Source organism: Burkholderia sp. (genome assembly GCF_018375725.1).
Taxonomy (GTDB): domain Bacteria; phylum Pseudomonadota; class Gammaproteobacteria; order Burkholderiales; family Burkholderiaceae; genus Burkholderia.
Genome location: NZ_JAHACR010000041.1, coordinates 1 through 20954, shown reverse-complemented (window position 1 = coordinate 20954; position 20954 = coordinate 1). Strand labels below are relative to the sequence as shown.

General features: G+C 68.0%; 16 protein-coding genes and 1 pseudogene. 7 read left to right on the top strand and 10 right to left on the bottom strand.

From position 1 onward, the window contains the following. Positions 1-141 (top strand): annotated as a pseudogene (locus KH616_RS08215) (GIY-YIG nuclease family protein); the annotation flags it as partial. A 171-nt stretch (positions 142-312) separates the two neighbouring features. Here the strand turns inward: KH616_RS08215 and ppa are convergent. Continuing rightward, complete coding sequence (gene ppa, locus KH616_RS08210) at positions 313-840, bottom strand: inorganic diphosphatase (RefSeq protein WP_292241646.1); 528 nt, start codon at positions 838-840, stop codon at positions 313-315. Between the two features lie 232 nt (positions 841-1072). Here ppa and KH616_RS08205 point away from each other — a divergent pair, with 232 nt between their 5' ends. The 3 genes from KH616_RS08205 (at position 1073) to KH616_RS08195 (ending at position 4739) form a co-directional block, all read left to right on the top strand. After that, entirely contained in the window at positions 1073-2512 is a 1440-nt protein-coding gene (locus KH616_RS08205) for an aldehyde dehydrogenase family protein (protein ID WP_292241644.1), read from the top strand. A 49-nt stretch (positions 2513-2561) separates the two neighbouring features. Beyond that, positions 2562-3320, top strand: coding sequence for an SDR family oxidoreductase (locus KH616_RS08200; RefSeq protein ID WP_292241642.1), 759 nt, complete (start codon positions 2562-2564; stop codon positions 3318-3320). A gap of 114 nt (positions 3321-3434) precedes the next feature. Beyond that, positions 3435-4739: an MFS transporter gene (locus tag KH616_RS08195; RefSeq protein WP_292241640.1), complete on the top strand. Its 1305-nt coding sequence runs from the start codon at positions 3435-3437 to the stop codon at positions 4737-4739. An 84-nt stretch (positions 4740-4823) separates the two neighbouring features. On the opposite strand, the gene KH616_RS08190 is transcribed toward KH616_RS08195, so the two are convergent. From KH616_RS08190 to hemC, 3 genes are read right to left on the bottom strand one after another with little or no spacing between them, the layout of a single operon-like run. Continuing rightward, positions 4824-6014, bottom strand: a complete 1191-nt coding sequence (locus KH616_RS08190; RefSeq protein WP_292241638.1) for a heme biosynthesis protein HemY — start codon at positions 6012-6014, stop codon at positions 4824-4826. 2 nt (positions 6015-6016) lie between these two features. After that, complete coding sequence (gene hemDX, locus KH616_RS08185) at positions 6017-7993, bottom strand: fused uroporphyrinogen-III synthase HemD/membrane protein HemX (RefSeq protein WP_292241636.1); 1977 nt, start codon at positions 7991-7993, stop codon at positions 6017-6019. Then, positions 7993-8979, bottom strand: coding sequence for a hydroxymethylbilane synthase (gene hemC, locus KH616_RS08180; RefSeq protein ID WP_292241634.1), 987 nt, complete (start codon positions 8977-8979; stop codon positions 7993-7995). The genes hemDX and hemC overlap by 1 nt, the downstream gene beginning before the upstream one ends. A gap of 184 nt (positions 8980-9163) precedes the next feature. On the opposite strand from hemC, the gene ppc reads away from it, so the two are divergent. Then, positions 9164-12175 (top strand): phosphoenolpyruvate carboxylase, encoded by a 3012-nt coding sequence (gene ppc / locus KH616_RS08175; protein WP_292241632.1) that lies wholly within the window; start codon positions 9164-9166, stop codon positions 12173-12175. A 163-nt stretch (positions 12176-12338) separates the two neighbouring features. Here the strand turns inward: ppc and KH616_RS08170 are convergent, their stop codons facing one another. Continuing rightward, on the bottom strand, positions 12339-13091 hold the full coding sequence (locus KH616_RS08170) for a class I SAM-dependent methyltransferase (protein WP_292241630.1): 753 nt from the start codon (positions 13089-13091) through the stop codon (positions 12339-12341). Between the two features lie 150 nt (positions 13092-13241). Here KH616_RS08170 and KH616_RS08165 point away from each other — a divergent pair, with 150 nt between their 5' ends. Both KH616_RS08165 and argH read left to right on the top strand, forming a co-directional pair. Next, positions 13242-14051 carry a helix-turn-helix transcriptional regulator gene (locus KH616_RS08165; protein WP_292241628.1) on the top strand — a complete coding sequence of 270 codons (810 nt, stop codon included), beginning with the start codon at positions 13242-13244 and terminating at the stop codon, positions 14049-14051. 133 nt (positions 14052-14184) lie between these two features. Then, positions 14185-15591, top strand: a complete 1407-nt coding sequence (gene argH / locus KH616_RS08160; RefSeq protein WP_292241625.1) for an argininosuccinate lyase — start codon at positions 14185-14187, stop codon at positions 15589-15591. A gap of 95 nt (positions 15592-15686) precedes the next feature. On the opposite strand, the gene KH616_RS08155 is transcribed toward argH, so the two are convergent. The 5 genes from KH616_RS08155 to apbC form a co-directional block, all read right to left on the bottom strand. Next, positions 15687-16391: a lysozyme inhibitor LprI family protein gene (locus KH616_RS08155; RefSeq protein WP_292241623.1), complete on the bottom strand. Its 705-nt coding sequence runs from the start codon at positions 16389-16391 to the stop codon at positions 15687-15689. A 26-nt stretch (positions 16392-16417) separates the two neighbouring features. Next, entirely contained in the window at positions 16418-18697 is a 2280-nt protein-coding gene (locus KH616_RS08150; RefSeq protein WP_292241622.1) for an arginine/lysine/ornithine decarboxylase, read from the bottom strand. 81 nt (positions 18698-18778) lie between these two features. Then, positions 18779-19348: a dCTP deaminase gene (dcd, locus tag KH616_RS08145; RefSeq protein ID WP_006398615.1), complete on the bottom strand. Its 570-nt coding sequence runs from the start codon at positions 19346-19348 to the stop codon at positions 18779-18781. Positions 19349-19543: 195 nt separating this feature from the next. Beyond that, positions 19544-20080, bottom strand: a complete 537-nt coding sequence (locus KH616_RS08140) for a superoxide dismutase family protein (RefSeq protein ID WP_292241021.1) — start codon at positions 20078-20080, stop codon at positions 19544-19546. A 133-nt stretch (positions 20081-20213) separates the two neighbouring features. Then, on the bottom strand, positions 20214-20954 hold a 741-nt coding region (apbC, locus tag KH616_RS08135), incomplete at its 5' end, for an iron-sulfur cluster carrier protein ApbC (RefSeq protein ID WP_292241019.1).

Genomic DNA, 20954 nt, shown 5'->3' with positions numbered 1-20954 from the left:
CGCGCGTGCCTCTTGTCAGGAGGCCGCGCGGTTTTGTTTTGCGCGTCGCGCGCCGAATACTGGGTCAAGCGGATGTCCGCCACGCAAAAGCGCGCGCTGGCCAGCGGCAAGCGCACGCTCGAATCGGTATTGCCGCCGGCACCCGCCAACGAACTTCCGGCCGAAGCCGGCACGGACGCGCCGGCAAGCGTGCCGGACACCGCCGCCACCGCACGGCGAACCGCACGCGCAAAACAAAACCGCGCGGCCTCCTGACAAGAGGCACGCGCGGTTTCGCGTGGTCCGAACCGGCCATTGCGGCCGGTGCGCCGCTTACTTCTTGAAGTTCGCGACGCCGTCGGTGATTTCCTTGTGCGCGGCTTCGATGCCCGCCCAGCCCTCGACCTTCACCCACTTGCCCTTTTCGAGCGCCTTGTATTGCTCGAAGAAGTGCTTGATCTGGTCCTTCAGGTATTCGGGCACGTCGTCGATCGACTTGATGTTCGCCGTCATCGGGCAAACCTTGTCGTGCGGCACCGCGATCAGCTTCGCGTCGACGCCCGACTCGTCGGTCATCTGCAGCATGCCGAGCGCGCGTGCGCGCACGACCGTGCCGGCCATGATCGGGAACGGCGTGATCACCAGCACGTCGACCGGATCGCCGTCGCCCGACAGCGTCTGCGGGATGTAGCCGTAGTTCACCGGGTAGCGCATGCCCGTGCCGATGAAACGGTCGACGACGAGGAGACCCAGCTCCTTGTCCGCTTCATACTTCACCGGGTCGCTTTGCGCGGAAATCTCGATGATGACGTTGAAATCTTGCGGCAGGTCCTTGCCGGCCGGAACATGGTTGAAGCTCATGAGCGTTCTCTGTGGGTCGAAGGGAATTCGGGCCAGGGCGCACCGCGGCGTGGTTCCCGCCATCGGCATGCCCGGAAAGAATGCGCCATTATAGCGAATCGACCGCTGGCGCCAGGACGAAGAACGGCGCGATAATCGCGCAGACCGCCCGGATATCGAACAACACGCAACGTTGCGTGGAACCGGTGTCAGCGCCGAAGAAGCGCTCACGCCGGCCGACACAGGAGCTGGCATGGAAGAGGCAAGGCATTTCATCGCGGGTGAATGGACATTGCCCGCGCAACTGGAGACCCTCCCCGTCATCGATCCGTCCGACGGACAGCCGTTCGCGTCGATCGCCCGCGGATCCGCCGCCGACATCGAGCGTGCGGTTGCCGCGGCCCGCGACGCGTTCGCAGGCGCATGGGGCGCGGCCAGCGCCGCCGAGCGCGGCCGCGTGCTGTACCGGCTGTCCCAGCGCGTCGCCGCCTGCATCGATGAACTCGCCGGCATCGAGGCGCGCGACACGGGCAAGCCGCTCAGACAGGCGCGCGCCGATGCCGCCGCGCTGGCGCGCTACTTCGAGTTCTACGCGGGCGCCGCCGACAAGCTGCACGGCGAAACCCTCCCCTATCAGGCCGGCTACACGGTGCTGACCGTGCGCGAGCCGCACGGCGTCACCGGCCACATCGTGCCGTGGAACTACCCGATGCAGATTTTCGGGCGCAGTGTCGGCGCAGCGCTCGCGGCCGGCAATGCCTGCGTCGTCAAGCCGGCCGAGGATGCGTGCCTGTCGCTGCTGCGCGTTGCCGAACTGGCCGCCGAAGCCGGCCTGCCGGCCGGCGCGCTCAACATCGTCACCGGCTACGGCCATGAGGCGGGCGCAGCGCTCGCGCGCCATCCCGGCATCGACCACATCTCGTTTACCGGCTCGCCCGCGACCGGCAAGCTGGTCGCGCAGATGGCGGCCGAAAACCATGTCCCCGTCACGCTCGAACTCGGCGGCAAATCACCGCAGATCGTGTTCGCCGACGCCGACCTTGACGCCGCGCTGCCGGCGCTCGTGTCCGCCATCGTGCAGAACGCCGGCCAGACCTGCTCCGCCGGCAGCCGCGTGCTGATCGAGCGCGCGGTCTACGAACCGCTTCTCGAGCGCCTCGCGACCGCGTTCAACGGCATCAGGGTCGGCCCGAGCCGCGCGGATCTCGACTGCGGACCGCTGATCAACGCGAAGCAACAGCAGCGCGTCTGGGATTTCCTGTCCGACGCGCAGCACGACGGCATCCCGATGGCCGCGCACGGCCAGGTCATGCCCGACGCGCCCGAAAGCGGCTTCTACCAGGCGCCCGCGCTGTTGCGCGACGTGCCGCCGTCGCACCGGCTCGCGCAGGAGGAAGTGTTCGGCCCGGTGCTCGCCGCGATGCGCTTTGTCGACGAGGACGAAGCGGTCGCGCTCGCGAACGGCACGCCGTACGGCCTCGTCGCGGGCGTCTGGACGCGCGACGGCGCGCGCCAGTTGCGCCTCGCGCGCCGCCTCCGCGCGGGCCAGGTGTTCATCAACAACTACGGTGCGGGCGGCGGCGTCGAGCTGCCGTTCGGCGGCGTCGGCCATTCGGGCCACGGCCGCGAGAAAGGCTTCGAGGCGCTGTACGGCTTCACGGTACTGAAAACCATCGCGATACGGCACGGCTGACGCGCCGGACCGCATACGACACGACAACACCACGACGAGGAGACACATCATGCGGTTGAGCGGCAAGACGGCGATCGTCACGGGCGGCGGCTCGGGCTTCGGCGAAGGCATCGCGAAGACGTACGCGCGCGAAGGCGCGAACGTCGTCGTCAACGACCTGAACGGCGCGGCGGCCGAGCGCGTCGCGAGCGAGATTGCGCTCGCAGGCGGCAAGGCGATCTCGGTCGCGGGCGACGTGTCCCGCCGCGACGACTGGCGCACGCTCCTCGAAGCCGCGCTCGACGATTTCCATTCCGTCGAGATCATCGTCAACAACGCGGGCACCACGCATCGCAACAAACCGGTGCTCGACGTGACCGAAGCGGAGTTCGACCGCGTCTACGCGGTCAACGTGAAGAGCCTGTTCTGGAGCGTGCAGACGCTCGTGCCGTACTTCCGTTCGCAAGGCGGCGGCGTGTTCGTCAATGTCGCGTCGACGGCAGGCGTCCGGCCGCGCCCCGGCCTCGTCTGGTACAACAGCACCAAGGCGGCGATGATCAATGCGAGCAAGTCGCTCGCCGTCGAGCTCGGCCCGGACCGTATCCGCGTGAACTGCATCAACCCGGTACTCGGCGAAACCGGCCTGATGACGGAATTCATGGGCTGCGAGGACACGCCCGAAAATCGCCGGCGCTTTCTCGCGACCATCCCGCTGGGCCGCTTCTCGACGCCGCAGGATATCGCCAATGCGGCGCTCTACCTCGCCTCCGACGAGGCGGAATTCATCACCGGCGTCTGCCTCGAAGTCGACGGCGGACGGTGTATCTAGCAGCACCTGCAGCAGCACCCGCATCGCGCATCATCCCACCCACCATACCAACAGCTGCGAAACATGCGGCCGGCGCAAGCGCTGAAACGCCCACGCCGATCGACAGGAGACAACATGGCAACATCGACGCAATTCCTGCCGGGCTCGTCCGGCGCATTCGAAGAGGCGACCTACCGCAAGGTTTCGTGGCGGCTCACGCCGCTCCTGCTGCTGTGCTACGTGGTCGCCTATCTCGACCGCGTCAACGTCGGCTTCGCGAAGCTGCAGATGGTCAGCGACCTGAACCTGAGCGACACCGTCTACGGCCTGGGCGCCGGCATCTTCTTCTTCGGCTACTTCCTGTTCGAAGTGCCGAGCAACATCATCCTGCACCGGGTCGGCGCGCGCGTGTGGATCGCGCGCATCATGGTGACCTGGGGCGTGATTTCCGCACTGATGATGTTCGTCACGACACCGGCGATGTTCTACGTGATGCGCTTCCTGCTCGGCGTCGCGGAAGCCGGCTTCTTTCCCGGCGTGATCCTTTACCTGACCTACTGGTATCCGGCACACCGGCGCGGACGGATGACGACGTTCTTCATGACCGCGGTCGCGCTGTCCGGCGTCATCGGCGGACCGGTGTCGGGCTACATCCTGAAGGCATTCAACGGCGTGAACGGCTGGCACGGCTGGCAGTGGCTGTTCCTGCTCGAAGGCATTCCGTCGGTGCTCGTCGGCGTGCTGGTGTTCTTCGCGCTCGACGACCGGATCGCCAAGGCCACGTGGCTGACCGACGACGAAAAGGCGCTGCTCGAACGCAATATCGACGCGGAAGAGGCGACCAAGGAGGACCCGTCTCTCGGAACCGTGATGTCGAGTCCGCGTGTGTGGCTGATGGCGCTGATCTATTTTTCGTTCGTGATGGGACTGTACGGCATCGGCTTCTGGCTGCCGACGATCATCAAGGCGACCGGCGTGACCGATGCGTTCGCGATTGGCCTGTTGTCGGCGATTCCGTATGCGGCCGCGGTCGTGGCCATGATCCTGATCGCGCGCAGCGCGGACAAGCGCCGCGAACGGCGCTGGCACGTCGCGATTCCGGCGGTGTTCGGCGCGCTCGGGCTGGTACTGTCGGTGATCTGGGCGCATGAAACCGCGCTGGCGATGCTCGGCCTCACGCTGGCGACGATGGGCATCCTGACGACGCTGCCGCTGTTCTGGAGCCTGCCGACCGCGTTCCTCGGGGGCGCCGCCGCCGCCGCGGGCATCGCGATGATCAATTCGATCGGCAACCTCGCCGGCTTCCTGAGCCCGTACATGATGGGCTGGCTCAAGCAGGCGACGTCGAGCAACGATGCGGGCATGTACATGCTCGCCGCCTTCCTCGTGCTCGGCGCCCTGCTGGTACTGTCGGTGCCGAAGCGGCTCGTCGACAGGTAATACGCCGCACGCGGCAACAAAAAAACCCGGACGCCTCGCGGCATCCGGGTTTTTTACATGGCGCGGTGCAAACTGCCGCGCGCGTCAGACCACGCTGATCGCGAGCGCGCTCTCGCGGTAGTGCTTCGCCGCCTTGTCGGTTTCGCCGAGATGCTCGAACAGCCGCGCAAGCGCACGATGCGTGCGCACCTTCAGCGTATCGTTGTCGGCCAGCTTGAGCGCCGACTCGAGGAACGACTGCGCCTTGCCCCACAGCTGCTGCTGCTGGCAGAGACGGCCGAGCGCGAACAGCAGGTCGGCGTCTTCCGGGTGATCCTTCTGCCAGCCCTCCGCCTTCTGGATCAGCGGCAGCGCGTCGGCGCCGGCGGTATCCGGATAGCGGCGCAACAGGCGCGCGTCCCAGTTGTGCGCAAGCGCGTCCTCGACGACGCGGCGCGCTTCCGGCCGGCGCTCGAGCGACACAAGCAGGTCGGCCGCGAGATCGGCCAGGCGCGGCGACTGGCGCTCCGTCGCCGACAGTGATTGCCATACCTCGAGCAATGCATCGGGATCGTGACGGCGTTCGCGCAGCAGGTTCTCGGCCGCCTGCTGGCGCAGCCGCACCGCGGCGGCCGGATGCAGCGCTTCGCGCTTTTCGAGCGCCTTCGCGAGCTTCAGCACTTCGGCCCAGTTCTTCAGCTGCTGCTGCGCACGCAGCGCGACCTGTTGCGCATGGATGCGCTTGCCGCCCGACGCCTGCATCTCGGCGAGCGCGGCGAGCGCACCTTCGGCATCGCGCGCATCGGCGCGCATGTCGGCCGACGCGAGCAGGCGCGCTTCCTGCCAATCCGGCAACTCGACTTTCGACAGCCATTCGTCGCGACGCGCATATTCGTGCATCCGGTGCGCGGCGGTGGCCGCGACAAGACTCGCCGCGCCATGGTTCGCATCGACCGCGAGCGCGTCGCGCGCAGCCTTCTCGGCGCGCGAGAAACGGCCTGCATACAGGTTCGCGATCGCGTCGTGCAGCGATGCCTTCGCTTTCTCGTTGCGCGCGCGCGCGCGATAGGCGGCGACGCGCTGCGGCATGCGCCAGATGTTGCGCACGATGCGCAGCAATGCATAGACAACGATGAACAGCACGACGATGCCGACCACGAACAGGTTCAGCGACAGGTCGACGCGGTACGGCGGATAGACGAGCAGCACCTGGCCCGTATCGAAACGGCCGACCGTGGCGAGCGCCGCGGCGATCGCGAACAGGATCGCGAGCCAAACGATTCCACGAAGCGTCATCGTCACCCCCTGCTCTTGAACTGCTGAACGGCGCTCAGGCTGCCGCTCAGGTTCGGCACCGCGACCGTCAGCGATGCGCCGTCGACCTGCCTGAGCAGATCCGCGACGACCTGCGTGTCCTTCGCGGCCGGGTCGAAATACTTCGCGAGCGCCGCCTGCGCGGCGTGCAGATCCGACTTCATCGCCGGCTCGTTGCGTGCGAGCAGCGACAGACGCGCGGTCAACAGGCGCAGCTTGACGTTCTCGCGCACGAAGTAGCCCTGATCGGGCGACGCGAGCATCGCGTCGGCGTTGTCGATCCGGCGCACCTGCACCAGCCCCTTCAGCTGCTGGCCGATGCCGGCCGAAAAGTCGTGCCACCAGACCTTCCAGCGCGGTTCGCCGGCAGCCGCGGCCGTCTTCGCAACGGCGGCGGACGCGTCGGCCTTCGGCGCCGCGTGCGGGACGATCGCCTCGCCGGCGAGCGGCAGCGCGTCGATCTTCGCGATCGCGTCGTCCAGCTTGATCGCGAGGCCCGTCAGATCGGCGGACGGCGCGGCCTTCAGCTTCTCGATGTCCTGCGCCAGCGCCTTGCGCACCGCGACCGCCTGCGCGCTCTGCGACGCCGCGAGGCGTGCGTCGGCATTCTGCAGCGCGATCAGCGCGAGCTGTGTATTGCCCGTCAGCTGCAGCTGCTGGCTCGCGCCCGACAGCATCTGGTCGACTTCCTCGAACATCCATGCGTCGCGGTTGCGCGCGAGATCCTGGTATTGCTGCTGCAGCGCCTGCTGTGCGTTCTGCGCGTCGGCGAGCTTGCCGTCGAGCTGCGCGAGCTGCGTATCGACCTGATGCGCGCTCGCGAGCGCCTGCTCGGTCTTCATGCGCGTCTCGGCCGCCTGCGCGTCGTTCGATTTCTGGCGCGCGACCAGCGTTTCGTCGAGCCGCTCGACCTTGCGGTTCAGCGCATAGCCGCCGGCGCCCGCCGCGCAGCCGAGCACGACGACCACCAGCCACAGGACGGCGTTGCCGCCACGGCGCACGGGCGGTTCAGAGGAGATATACGACGGACTGGCCGGCGTTGCGGATGCAGCGGCCGGCTGGGAAGAGACGTTTTTGGAATCGTTGGTATCTGTCATGCGTATAGGCACCGGTGCGGCTGTCGCCGGTTGGACGGCCTCGTCGGCCATCGATCGAAACGCGCGGACGATACGCTCATCGCCCGCGCCGGTCAGCGTAATCCTATCAAAACCCAATGCGCGCGCGGTCTGCTCGATCCGCGGATGCGGCGTCACGAGCGGCGCATGCTTCAACGCATCGATCTCCGCTTCGGTCAGATGCGCCTGCGCAAGTGCGTGCAGGTTGCGCACGCCTTCCGAACTGGTGACGAGCCACGCGTGCGGCGCGCCGCCGAGCAGCGCGTGCACGCGCTCCCATGCGCCGATCCGCGGCTCCGGCACGATGCGCCGGTAAGCCGCGACGAGCTCGACGTCGGCGCCCGCCTCGCGCAGCCGGTCGGCGAGCCATTCCCGGCCGCCGTCGCCGCGCACGATCAGCACGCGCTCGCCGGCGAGCGCGGCGGCGCCGCCGAACGCGGCCTCGATCGACGCGAACAGGCTTTCGGAGTCGTAATGCGGTGCGCTGCCGTCGGCGGGCGCCTGCGGCACGATCACACGGTAGGCCGGCGCGGCGACACCGTGCCGTTCGAGCGCGGCGACACTGCCCGGCCCGACGACGCCGATCGGCAGCGCCGGCGGCCAGATGGCGCCGTAGTGCGCGAGCGCGCGATCGATCGCGTTCGGCGACACGAAGATCACCAGCGCGTAGTCGGCGAGCGCCGCGAACGCGGCCTCGAGCGGCGCGGGATCGGCGAGCGCCGCAATATCGATCAGCGGAAATTCGAGGACGTCGCAACCGGCATCGGCCAGTTGCCCCGCCAGCCCGGCGGACTGGCCGTCCGGGCGGGTCAGGACAGCGGTGAACGCACGCGCGCCGACCGCCATCAGGCGTCGCCCTTGCCGGCCTGCTGGCCGGCGAGCAGCGCACGGACGATGTCGAGCGCGCCCTGCGCCTCCAGCTCGTCGGCGACCGCGCGGCCGAGCGCGAGCGCATCGGCGACGTTCATCACCGACGCGCATTCCTCGGCCGTCAGCACGCGTGTGCCGTCGATCGTCGACACGCGGCCCGTCAGGTACAGCTCGCCCGCGCGCCATGCCGCGTACGCGGCAAGCGGCACCTCGCAGCTGCCGCCGAGTGCGCGCGACACCATCCGCTCGGCCTCGACCGCGAGCGCCGTCTGCGTATCGTGCAGCGGTGCGAGCCACGCGGCGACGTCGGTGCGGTGCGACGCGATCTCGATGCCGAGCGCGCCCTGGCCCGCCGCGGGCAGGCTGTCCTCGACGTCGATCAGCCCGCGGATGCGCGCCTCGAGACCGAGGCGCTTCAGGCCCGCCGCCGCGAGAATGATCGCCGCGTAGTCGCCGCGATCGAGCTTCGCGAGACGCGTATCGAGGTTGCCCCGCAACGGTTGCACCTGCAGTTGCGGATAGCGCGCGCGCAGCATCGCCTCGCGGCGCAGGCTCGACGTGCCGACCACGGCGCCCGCCGGCAGCGCGTCGAGCGACGCGTAGTCGTTCGAGACGAACGCGTCGCGCGGATCCTCGCGCTTCATGATCGCGGCAAGCGAAAAGCCGTCGGGCAACGCCATCGGCACGTCTTTGAGCGAGTGCACGGCGAGATCGGCACGGCCGTCGGCGAGCGCGTTTTCCAGCTCCTTCACGAACAGGCCCTTGCCGCCGACCTTCGACAGCGCGCGATCGAGAATTTGATCGCCGCGGGTCGTCATCCCGAGGATTTTCACGTCACAAGCTGGATATAATTTGCGCAGCGCATCACGCACATGTTCGGCCTGCCACATCGCCAGGCGGCTCTCGCGCGAAGCAATCGTCAGCGTCGCGGGCGGCTGTACCGAAAGGGTCTCGGAATTCATTGCGGAAGCATCGAAGAACGGGATTGAAGATCGAACAATGGTAGCACGCACGCCCTCGCCCGCCCGGGCGCGGAGCCGGTCCGTACGCCGCCCGGCGCGGATCGTCGCGTGGATGCGCGGATGTGCCGCAGTTGTCGCTACACCGTAGTTCCCGTTCACTCGTGCTTTCGCAAGGAAACCCATCGTGAAGTCTTCCGGATCGGCGCGCACGGCGCGCCGCAATGCTGCCTTGCCTTCCTCAGACGCCCTGACGGGCGCCACCGCCGCCAATACGAACGGCCGTGCAAAACCGGCAACCAAACCGAAAGACAGCATACGTCCGACGAAACGCACGCAGAAGGCGGCCGCCAACGACGCCGCGGCGCAAGCGGCCAAGCCCGGCGCCCGCACGCGGGAAGACAAGGACCGCCCGCTGTTCGAGGACATCCGCTTCCTCGGCCGGCTGCTCGGCGACGTCGTGCGCGAACAGGAAGGCGATGCGGTGTTCGACGTCGTCGAGACGATCCGCCAGACCGCCGTGAAATTCCGCCGCGAGGACGACCGCGAGGCCGCGCTCGCACTCGAGAAGAAACTGCGCAAGCTGACCCCGGAGCAGACGGTCAGCGTCGTGCGCGCGTTCAGCTATTTCTCGCACCTCGCGAACATCGCCGAGGATCGCCACCACAACCGCCGCCGCCGGATTCACGCGCTCGCCGGCTCGACGCCGCGGCCCGGCTCCGTCGCGCATGCGCTCGACCAGCTGAAGGCTGCCGGCGGCGCGTCGAAGGACGTGCTGCAGCGCTTCTTCGACGACGCACTGATCGTGCCGGTGCTGACCGCGCACCCGACCGAAGTGCAGCGCAAGAGCATCCTCGACGCCCAGCACGACATCGCGCGGCTGCTCGCCGAGCGCGACCAGCCGCTGACGGCGCGCGAGCGTGCGCACAACGAAGCGATGCTGCGCGCGCGCGTGACCGCGCTGTGGCAGACGCGGATGCTGCGCGACGCGCGCCTCACCGTCGGCGACGAGATCGAGAATGCGCTGTCGTACTACCGCGCGACCTTCCTCGACGAACTGCCCGCGCTGTATGGCGACATCGAGGCGGCGCTCGCCGAGCACGGCCTGCCCGCGCGCGTGCCCGCGTTCTTCCAGATGGGCAGCTGGATCGGCGGCGACCGCGACGGCAACCCGAACGTGACCGCCACGACGCTCGACGAGGCGATCAACCGCCAGTCCGCGGTGATCATCGAGCACTATCTGGAACAGATCCACAAGCTCGGTGCCGAGCTGTCGGTGTCGAACCTGCTGGTCGGCGCGAGCGATGCGGTGAAGGCGCTCGCCGCGGCGTCGCCGGATCAGTCGCCGCACCGCGTCGACGAACCGTACCGCCGCGCGCTGATCGGCATCTACACGCGCCTTGCCGCCAGTGCACGCGTGCGCCTCGGCGAAGGCACGGTGCCGGTGCGCAGCGCCGGCCGCGGCGCGCCGCCCGTGCGTGCGACGCCGTACGCCGATTCCGACGAATTCGTCCGCGACCTCAAGGTGCTGATGGAATCGCTCGACGAGCATCATGGCGCATCGCTCGCCGCGCCGCGCCTCGCGCCGCTCGTGCGCGCAGCCGAAGTGTTCGGCTTCCATCTCGCGAGCCTCGACCTGCGCCAGAGTTCGGACGTCCACGAGGCCGTGGTCGCCGAGCTGTTCGCGCGCGCGGGCGTCGAGGCGGACTACGCGAAGCTCGCCGAAGAGGACAAGCTGCGCCTGCTGCTCGCTGCGCTCGCCGATCCGCGGCCGCTGCGCTCGCCGTATTTCGACTACTCGGCGCTGGCCCAAAGCGAGCTCGGCGTGTTCGAGAAGGCCCGTGCGGTCCGCGCGCAGTTCGGGCCGCGCGCGGTGCGCAACTACATCATTTCGCACACGGAGACGGTCAGCGACCTCGTCGAGGTGCTGCTGCTGCAAAAGGAAACCGGGCTGCTCGAAGGCCGGTTCGGAGCGGCGCACGGCAGCGCGCGCAACGGCCTGATGGTGATCCCGCTGTTCGAGACGATTCCCGACCTGCGCGACGCGTCGCGCATCATGCGCGACTACTTCGCGCTGCCGGGCGTCGACGCGATCGTCGCCCATCAGGGCGGCGAGCAGGAAGTGATGCTCGGCTACTCGGACAGCAACAAGGACGGCGGCTTCCTGACATCGAACTGGGAGCTGTACCGGGCGGAGCTGGCACTCGTCGACCTGTTCCGCGAGCGCGGCATCACGCTGCGCCTGTTCCACGGCCGCGGCGGCACGGTCGGCCGCGGCGGCGGCCCGACCTACCAGGCGATCCTGTCGCAGCCGCCCGGCACCGTGAACGGCCAGATCCGCCTGACCGAACAGGGCGAGGTAATCGCGAGCAAGTTCGCGAACCCGGCGATCGGCCGGCGCAACCTGGAAACGGTTGTCGCCGCGACGCTGGAGGCGTCGCTGCTGCCGCAGTCGAATGCGCCCGCGCAACTGCCGGCGTTCGAGGCGACGATGCAGACGCTGTCCGACTCGGCGATGGCCGCCTATCGTGCGCTCGTCTACGAGACCCCGGGCTTCACCGATTACTTCTTCTCGTCGACGCCGATCACCGAGATCGCCGAGCTGAACATCGGCAGCCGCCCGGCGTCGCGCAAGCTGCAGGATCCGAAGAACCGCAGGATCGAGGATCTGCGCGCGATTCCGTGGGGATTTTCGTGGGGTCAGTGCCGGTTGCTGCTGACCGGCTGGTACGGCTTCGGCAGTGCGGTCGCCGCGTATCTCGACGACGCGAAGGACGCGGCCGAGCGCGGCAAGCGGCTCGCGCGCCTGAAGAAAATGAACAAGACCTGGCCGTTCTTCGCGAACCTGCTGTCGAACATGGACATGGTGCTCGCGAAGACCGATCTCGCGGTCGCGTCGCGCTACGCGCAGCTCGTCGCCGACAAGAAGCTGCGCAAGCACGTGTTCGAGCGGATCGTCGCCGAGTGGGAGCGGACGGCGCAGGCGCTGGCCGAGATCACCGGCCACGAGACCCGTCTCGCGACGAACCCGCTGCTCGCACGCTCGATCAAGAACCGCTTCCCGTATCTCGATCCGCTCAACCACCTGCAGGTCGAGCTGATCAAGCGGCACCGCGCGGGCGAGACCAACGCACGGCTGCGGCGCGGGATTCACCTGACCATCAACGGCATCGCGGCCGGCCTGCGCAATACGGGCTGACCGCGCTGGCTGCGCCGCAGGCGACGCCCGGCCCGCGCCGGCCACGCCATGCATCCGCCGCGATACGCCTGACCGCGTATCGCGGCTTTTCTCATGCCCGGCGGGACGGGATCGCGCGAACCGCCAATGCCGCGCTGCCGGCTCGGCGCTCCGGCGACCGCGCTCAGCGCGCCGTTATCAGCAACGCATCGTGCTCGAACGAACCGTCCGGCTGCACCGCGTAATGGCGGCGCACTTCGTCGGGCGCATGCGCCCACAGCGCCCGGATTCCGGTCACGCTGTCCGCCGGCGTGCGCATCCGCGCGATCCACGTGTCGAAGTCGATCGGCAACCGCCAGCGGCTGCCGACCTGCGCATCGAATCCCGCGTCGCCGAACATCGCAAGCCATTCGTCGGCGCGGTAGTTCCGCACGTGCGATGCGTCACGCAGCACCTCCACCGCCTGCAAATACGTGTCGAGCAGCGGATGCGCAGGGCCGACGATGTCGATCATCACCACCCGTCCGCCCGGCTTCAACACCCGCCGCATCTCGGCGAGCGCCACCGGCACGTCGTGCCAGTGATGCGCGCTCATCCGGCTCACGACCCAGTCGAACGTCGCCGCGTCGAACGGCAGCCGCTCGGCAGCGCCCTCGCAAGTCCGGATATTCGCCAGGCCCCGTGCGCGAGCCGCCGCGTCGACGGTCGCGAGCATCGGCGGTGCGAGATCGTACGCCACGACCTCGCGAACGTGCGGCGCGGCCGCGAAGCTCGCATGGCCGGCGCCGCAGCCGAGATCCAGCACCGCGGCGTCCGGCGTCGCCCGCACCGCGTCGGCCAGCGCCTGCAGGTCGGCGCCGGTCGCATGGACTGCGCTCGTCAGATAGGCGGCGGCTGTTGAACCGAACGCGTCGGCGACCTGATCGTGATGTTTCATCGCACTCTCCTCGGAATGGCGCGTCGCTCTGTGCACACGCGCGAGCCGCTACAATAGGACCGCGCCTGTACCAGTACAAGTCAAGCAGTTATTCCGGTATTTGAACCACCCGTCTGACGATTTTCCTGGCGGTTTTCCGCACCGATTCGCATGAGCCACCCACCTTCCGCCCCCACGCCGCCCCTCGACGCCACCCCCGCCCGTGCGCTCGGCGACTTCATCCGCGCCCATCGCGAGCGCCTGACGCCGCAAGCCGTCGGCCTGCCGCCCGGCCCGCGCCGGCGCACGCCGGGGCTCAGGCGCGAGGAAGTCGCGCAGTTGTGCGGCGTGAGCCCGACCTGGTACACGTGGATCGAACAGGGACGCCAGGTATCCGCATCGGCCGATGCGCTCGCGCGCATCGCAGTCGCGCTGCAGCTGTCGCGCGCCGAACGCGCGTATCTGTTCGAGCTGGCGGCACAGCGCGATCCGGCGGAACCGGATGTCGCCGCCGGCGATCTGCCGCCGACGCTTGCGGCGACCGTCGCGGCGATCGCGACGCCCGCCTACGTGCTCGACCGGCAATGGAACGCGCTCGCCTGGAATCCGGCCGCCGCCGCCCTCTTCACCGGCTGGCTCGACGGCGATCACGACCGCAACCTGCTGCGCTTCACCTTCATGTCGCCGGTCGCGCGCACGCTGATCGTCGACTGGGACACGCGCGCGCGCAGGCTCGCCGCCGAATTCCGCGCCGATGCGATCCGTCACCTGAACGATGCGCCGACGCGCGCGCTGATCGACGGGCTGATCGCCGGCAGCGACGCGTTCGCGCCATTCTGGGCGTCGCAGGACGTCTTCGAACGCGAAGGCGGCACGCGCGAATTCGATCACCCGGCCGACGGCCGCGTCGTCTACCAGCAGATCACGCTGAAACCCGCGCATCGCGAGGATCTGAAGCTTGTCGTGCTGGTGCGCGGCTGAATCGCGCGCCGCGCCATCCGGGCGCCCTGCGCCCGCGGGCCGTCCGTCCGGCGCGGCGCGCGAGCCCGCGAATGCTAAAATCGCGAAATTCCTGCGCGGCGAACGCCGCCTCACTCCCCTTCTAAGAATCGCCATGACGTCCCAACTGCACAAAAAGGGCGAGGCCTGGTCGGCCCGCTTCTCGGAACCGATGTCGGAGCTGGTCAAGCGCTACACGTCGTCGGTGTTTTTCGACAAGCGTCTCGCGCTCGTCGACATCGCCGGCTCGCTCGCCCATGCGAGCATGCTCGCCGCGCAGAAGATCATCAGCGCCGACGACCTCGCCGCCATCGAACGCGGCATGGCGCAGATCAAGGGCGAGATCGAGCGCGGCGAATTCGAATGGCAGCTCGACCTCGAGGACGTCCACCTGAACATCGAGGCGCGCCTCACCGCCCTGATCGGCGACGCCGGCAAGCGCCTGCACACCGGCCGTTCGCGCAACGACCAGGTCGCGACCGATATCCGCCTGTGGCTACGCGGCGAAATCGACCGCATCGGCGGCCTCCTGAACGACCTGCGCGCGGCGCTGATCAACCTCGCCGAACAGAACGCCGACACGATCATGCCGGGCTTCACGCACCTGCAGGTCGCGCAGCCGGTCACGTTCGGCCATCACCTGCTCGCCTACGTCGAGATGTTCTCGCGCGACGCGGAGCGCATGCGCGACTGCCGCAGCCGCGTGAACCGCCTGCCGCTCGGCGCGGCCGCGCTCGCCGGCACGAGCTACCCGATCGACCGCCACGCTGTGGCGAAGACACTCGGCTTCGACGGCATCTGCGCGAACTCGCTCGACGCCGTGTCCGACCGCGACTTCGCGATCGAATTCACCGCCGCCGCGGCGCTGGTGATGACGCACGTGTCGCGCTTCTCGGAGGAGCTCGTGCTGTGGATGAGCCCGCGCGTCGGCTTCATCGACATCGCCGACCGCTTCTGCACCGGCAGCTCGATCATGCCGCAGAAGAAGAACCCGGACGTGCCGGAGCTGGCACGCGGCAAGACGGGCCGCGTGAACGGCCACCTGATGGCGCTGCTGACGCTGATGAAGGGCCAGCCGCTCGCGTACAACAAGGACAACCAGGAAGACAAGGAGCCGCTGTTCGACACGGTCGACACCATCGCCGACACGCTGCGCATCTTCGCCGAAATGGTCGCCGGCATCACCGTGAAACCGGACGCGATGCGCTCGGCGGCATTGCAGGGCTTTTCGACCGCGACCGACCTCGCCGACTATCTGGTGAAGCGCGGCCTGCCGTTCCGCGACGCGCACGAAGCGGTGGCGCACGCAGTGCGGATCTGCGACGAGCGCGGCTGCGATCTGGCCGACCTGACGCTCGACGAGATGAAGCAGGAACTGCCGAACGTCGCGCACCTGATCGGCGACGACGTGTTCGACTACCTGACGCTCGAAGGCTCGGTCGCGAGCCGCAACCACCCGGGCGGCACCGCGCCGGATCAGGTGCGGGCAGCGGCGAAGGCCGCACGCGCAGCGCTCAAGTAACGCGCGCTTCGCCGGAAAACAAAATGGGCACCGCGAGGTGCCCATTTTTCATTGCTGCCGCCAGCGACGCATGCGATTGCGCTTCGCTCGCCGGCCTACCTGTTGCCGACCGTCTCCGACAGACGCTTCATCGTCGCGACGCGCGCGCCGATCAGGTCGATTCGGCCGTCCTCGCCGACGAGCGGCGTCGTCGCATCGCGGAACGCGACCCACGCGCGCTGCGCACGCACGAGCGTCGCCGCCGAATGCGCCGGCATCTTGCGCCGCAGCTTCTGGTAGTAACGATTCATGTCGAACTGCGCGTGCTCGCACGCGGCGTCCTGCTCGCACGCCCGCACGCGATGCGCCGGGTCGCGCGCACCGGCTTGCGCGGCGGCCGGCTGCACCGCGCGATCCGCCGCCGCACGCAGCGCGAGCGCACGGTCGCGCACCGGCTGCAGCTGCATGTCGGCGCCCGCCATCGCGTACATCGTGCCGCGCGTCGTATCGTAGACCGCCTTCAGCAACTGCGCCTCGTCGTTGCGCCACGCGAGCCAGCGGCGCTGGCTTTCCTGCCAGCCGCGCCTGTCGTCGGCCGGCGCGCCTTCCAGGAGCCGCCGGTACGCGCCGTCCATCACCGTCTGCCATTGCTGCCGCGCCTCGTCCATGCACTGGATCTGCCCGGCCGGCGACGAGCGGTCGCGCCGCGCGAGGCACTGGCGCATGGCCACGTCGACCGGATCGGCCGCCGCAACCTCCGCCTGCGCCGTCGCGCCGGAAAACGCCGCCCAGACGACGAGCGCGGCCGCCGCTGCACGCATCGTCCCGAATCGAATCCGCCTCATCGTCAATCGCGCACGCAGTCGACGAAGTACTCGACGCGTCCGTTCACCTCTTCCGCGACGAGACCGTGGATGTCGGTGTGGAAGCCCGGGAACCGTTCGTTGAAGTCGCGCGCGAACCGCAGGTAGTTGACGATCGTCTTGTTGAAGCGCTCGCCCGGGATCAGCAGCGGAATGCCCGGCGGATACGGCGTCAGCAGGATGCTCGTCACGCGGCCTTCGAGCTCGTCGATCGGCACGCGGTCGATCTTGCGGTGCGCGAGCTTCGCGAACGCGTCCGACGGCTTCATCGCCGGCTCCATGTCCGACAGGTACATCTCGGTCGTCAGGCGCGCGATGTCGTTCGCACGATACACGTCGTGGATCTGCGTGCACAGGTCGCGCAGGCCGAAGCGGTCGTATTGCGGATGCTGCGCGGCGAATTCCGGCATCACGCGCCACAGCGGCTGGTTATTGTCGTAGTCGTCCTTGAACTGCTGCAGCTCGGTCACCATCGAGTTCCAGCGGCCCTTCGTGATGCCGATCGTGAACATGATGAAGAACGAATACAGGCCGGTCTTCTCGACGATGATCCCGTGCTCGGCGAGGTACTTCGTGACGATCGCGGCAGGAATGCCGGTCTCGCCGAACTCGCCGTCGACATCGAGCCCCGGCGTGATGATCGTCGCCTTGATCGGATCGAGCATGTTGAAGCCTTCCGCGAGCGGGCCGAAGCCGTGCCAGCGGTCGTTCGGCTTCAGAATCCAGTCCTCGCGCGAGCCGATGCCTTCTTCCGCCAGCGCCTCCGGGCCCCACACGGTGAAGAACCAGTCGTCGCCGTACTCGGCGCCGACCTTGCGCATCGCGCGGCGGAAGTCGATCGCCTCGGCGATCGATTCCTCGACAAGCGCGGTGCCGCCCGGCGGCTCCATCATCGCCGCGGCGACGTCGCACGACGCGATGATCGCGTACTGCGGGCTCGTCGACGTGTGCATCAGGTACGCCTCGTTGAAACGGTGCTTGTCGAACGTGCGGTTCTCCGAATCCTGCACGACGATCTGCGACGCCTGCGAGATGCCGGCGAGCAGCTTGTGCGTCGAGTGCGTCGCGTACACCGTCGAGCCGGTGCGCGGACGGCCGTCGCCGATCGCGTGCATGTCGCGGTAGAACGGGTGGAACGCCGCGTGCGGCAGCCAGGCTTCGTCGAAGTGCAGCGTGTCGATCAGGTCGCCGAGCAGATCCTTGATCATCTCGACGTTGTAGACGACGCCGTCGTACGTGCTCTGCGTGATCGTCAGGATGCGCGGCTTCATGTCCGGGTTCTGACGCAGCGCCTCGCGCGCGAACGGATTCGCCTCGATCTTCTTGCGGATGTTCTCCAGCTTGAACTCGTCGCGCGGAATCGGACCGATGAGGCCGTAATGGTTGCGCGTCGGCGTCAGGAACACGGGAATCGCACCCGTCATCGTGATCGCGTGCAGGATCGACTTGTGGCAGTTGCGGTCGACCAGCACGATGTCGCCCGGCGCGACGGTCGCATGCCAGACGATCTTGTTCGACGTCGACGTGCCGTTGGTCACGAAGAACAGGTGATCGGCGCTGAAGATCCGCGCCGCGTTGCGCTCCGACGCCGCGATCGGGCCCGTGTGATCGAGCAGCTGGCCGAGTTCATCGACCGCGTTGCAGACGTCCGCGCGCAGCATGTTCTCGCCGAAGAACTGGTGGAACATCTGGCCGAGCGGGTTCTTCAGGAACGCGACGCCGCCGGAGTGGCCCGGGCAGTGCCACGAGTACGAGCCTTCGTCCGCGTACTTGACGAGCTCCTTGAAGAACGGCGGCGCAAGCGAATCCAGATAGACCTTCGCCTCGCGGATGATGTGGCGCGCGACGAACTCCGGCGTGTCCTCGAACATGTGGATGAAGCCGTGCAGCTCGCGCAGGATGTCGTTCGGCAGGTGCCGCGACGTGCGCGTCTCGCCGTACAGGAAGATCGGGATGTCGGCGTTGCGACGACGCACTTCGGCGATGAACGCGCGCAGCTCGATGATGGCGGTCGACAGTTCCGGCAGTTCGCCGTCCGGGCCGGTCTCGCCGAGCATGAGTTCGTCGTCGTCGATCGACAGGATGAAGCACGACGCGCGGCTCGACTGCTGCGCGAACGACGTCAGATCGCCGTAGCTCGTGAGGCCGTTGACTTCGACGCCCTCCTTCTCGATCGCTTCGGCCAACGCCCGGATGCCGGAGCCCGAGATGTTCTCGGAGCGGAAATCTTCGTCGATGATGACGACGGGAAAACGAAACTTCATGGGCGATTCTCCAAAAAGAACGACCGCGGCGTGTCACACGCAGCGGTCACCCGGTAACTGGTGATTCGATATGCAACCAGATCAGGTTTTCGGCAGCGTGACACCGCGCTGTCCCTGATACTTGCCGCCGCGATCCGCGTACGACACGTCGCACACCTCGTCGCTCTCGAAAAAGAGGACTTGGGCCACGCCTTCGTTAGCATAGATCTTCGCCGGCAGTGGCGTCGTGTTCGAGAATTCCAGCGTGACGTAGCCTTCCCATTCGGGCTCGAACGGCGTCACGTTGACGATGATCCCGCAGCGCGCGTAGGTCGACTTGCCGAGGCATACGGTCAACACGGTGCGCGGAATGCGGAAGTATTCGACGGTGCGGGCCAGCGCGAACGAGTTCGGCGGGATGATGCACACGTCGCCCTTGAAATCGACGAACGAACCCTCGTCGAAATTCTTCGGATCGACGATCGTCGAGTTGATGTTCGTGAAGATCTTGAATTCGTCAGCGCAGCGAATATCGTAGCCGTAGCTCGACGTGCCGTAGCTGACGATCCGGCGGCCGTCTTCCGAAGCGCGGACCTGATCGGGCACGAACGGCTCGATCATCTTGTGCTCTTCGGCCATGCGCCGAATCCACTTGTCGGACTTGATGCTCATGCCATCCTCCGCCGGGCCGTCCCGAGAAGGCTGACCGTCCCCTCGGGGGGCAGCGAACGAAGTGAGCGTGGGGGTCGTTTCATATCGGGGCGCGAGAAAACGCTGCGTGACGGTGAACGAAGGCCGCCGGTTCGGGGCAGCGGCCAAGAAAGGCGCACATTTTACGCGATCGCGCGCATGCGCACGCGGGCCGCGTCAACGAATCACACCACACGCGAGCGCAGGCCCCGCGCCGTGCTGTGGAAAGGCCGGATCGATCGCGTCGCGATAGACGAGCGCCGAACGGCCGACCGCCGAACGCACGCCGTCGAGGGCCAGATCTGGAGCGACGATGAAGCCTGCGGCGACGCCGTTCGCATCCGCATGGATGTTGCCGAGATCCCCGGCGACGCGTGCGCCTGCACGCAGCCGGTCGGCGGCCGGCGCGAACACCGGTCCTGCGCTCGAGCCGTCGCCCGCGTTGCAGTCGCCCCGCTCGTGCACCTGCAGCGCGTGGTCGCTGTTGGGCGGCAGGCCCGCCAGGTTATAGGTGACCTGCACGCCGTCGGGACGCTCGACGAGCGTCACCGTGCCGCGCGTCTGCGCGCCGACGGTCGGCCGCAACTGTGCGTCGGCCCGCTTCTCGTGCGACGAAGAAAAGGAAGTGCAGCCGGCCAGGAGGCCCAGCGCGGCGGCCGCCAGCAGCGCGCGCTGCGCGCGGCCGGCGCTCGCGCCGTGATGTCGTCGTTTCATTCGATCCTCGTGCCGGCAGGCGGCCGTCTGACACGGCGCCCCTGCCGGGCGGGCAACGGGGCCCTGGAAAAGTCGCCATGATACCGCGCCACGCGCCGCCGTAAACAGCGGCCGGCCCCGTCCCGCAAGGGTTTTACGAATTTTGAACAACGATCGACGGGAACTTCGACGTCATGTCGCGCGCGCGCTTCGCAATCGTCAGCGCGACACTGCGGGCGATCTCGCGATAGCGCTGCGCGATCTTGCCGTCCGGATCGGCCACGACCGTCGGCGTGCCGCCGTCCGCCTGCTCGCGGATCGACATGTCGAGCGGCAGGTTGCCGAGCACCGTCACGCCGTAATCCTTCGCCATCCGCTCCGCGCCGCCCGCGCCGAAGATGTGCTCCTCGTGACCGCAATTCGAGCAGGTATGCATGCTCATGTTCTCGACGATCCCGATGATCGGAATGCCGACCTTCTCGAACATCTTCAGGCCCTTTTTCGCGTCGAGCAGTGCGATGTCCTGCGGCGTCGTGACGATCACGGCGCCCGTCACCGGCACGCGCTGCGAAAGCGTCAGCTGGATGTCGCCGGTGCCCGGCGGCATGTCGACGATCAGGTAGTCGAGGTCACGCCAGTTCGTCTGGCGCAGGAGCTGCTCGAGCGCCGACGTCGCCATCGGGCCGCGCCAGATCATCGGGTTGTCCTCCTCGATCAGGAAGCCGATCGAGTTGGCCTGCACGCCGTGGCCGACGAGCGGGTTCATCGACTGATCGTCCGGCGATTCGGGGCGGCCGTGGATGCCGAGCATCGTCGGCAGCGACGGGCCGTAGATGTCGGCATCGAGAATGCCGAACGACGCGCCTTCCGCCGCGAGCGCCAGCGCGAGGTTGAC